This is a genomic window from uncultured Campylobacter sp. (genome assembly GCF_938031315.1).
Lineage (GTDB): Bacteria > Campylobacterota > Campylobacteria > Campylobacterales > Campylobacteraceae > Campylobacter_B.
In genome coordinates this window covers 1-1,058 of the sequence record NZ_CALHHT010000521.1, presented here as the reverse complement: position 1 = coordinate 1,058, position 1,058 = coordinate 1, and the positions used below count along the sequence as shown (strand labels likewise).

The 1,058-nt window shown below is 54.5% G+C and carries 1 protein-coding gene; it reads left to right on the top strand.

Annotation, left to right across the window (positions count from 1 at the left end; genetic code table 11):
* Nucleotides 1-883, top strand: an 883-nt coding sequence (locus Q0236_RS12925) for a glycerate kinase (protein WP_297918888.1), incomplete at its 5' end; no start/stop codon positions are given.
* Nucleotides 884-1,058: the final 175 nt, after the last annotated feature.

Below are 1,058 nucleotides of genomic sequence, written 5' to 3'. Positions count from 1 at the left end.
AATGGCATCCGCATCGGGTCTGCCTCTCATCGAAAAATCGCGCCGTAACCCGCTAAAAACGAGCACTTATGGCTTTGGCGAGATGATAGCGCATGCGATCGCGCACGGCGCGCGAAAGTTTATCATAGGCATCGGCGGAAGTGCTACGAATGACGCGGGTATGGGTATGCTGCGCGCGCTCGGCTTTAAATTTAAAGATGCAAATGGCGCAGAGCTTGCGGGAGCGGGCGAGGATCTGATTAAACTCGCCACGATAGATTGCACTTCGATGCTGCCGCATCTTAAAGAATGCGAGTTTCTCATCGCCTGCGATGTGGATAACCCGCTCTTCGGTGAAAACGGTGCGGCATATATTTACGCTCCGCAAAAGGGCGCGGATGCGGCAATGGTAAAGCAACTCGATGCAGGGCTTATCAATTTCGCAAGCGTCGTAAGCAAACACCTCGGACGCGAGCTTTGGAATAGCCCCGGAGCAGGAGCTGCCGGCGGGCTAGGCTTTGGCTTCGTGAGCTTTCTAAACGCGACGCTTAAGCCTGGCATCGATATCATCACCGAAGAGATCGGGCTAGATCGCGATATGAAAGGCGTCGAGCTCGTCATCACAGGCGAAGGAAGGCTCGATTTTCAAAGCTCGATGGGCAAAACCCCCTGCGGCGTCGCAAAGATCGTCGCTTCCTACGGTGTGCCCGTAATCGCGCTGGCAGGCGGCATCTCGCCCTGTGCCGGTGGCTGTAATGAGCGAGGCATAGGCGCATTTTTTTGCATCCTAAACGAACCTATGAGCCTTGAGCGCGCGATGGAAAAAGAGACCGCGACACAAAATTTAGCCCGCGTCGCCGAACAAGCGGTGAGATTGTTTCTGCTAGGGCGCAGCGCCAAATAGGGATTTTGGACTGAAATTTCAAAGCGCGTCCGTTAAAACTTGCAACGGGCACAGTGCATATGCGCGACAAATAGAATTACCGCGCAGCGGCGGCTCACGGCAGGCGGATGCTGGTCCATGACGCGTATGCGCGACAAGTAAGTAAAATTTATCGCGTGCGGCTCACAGCAAAATT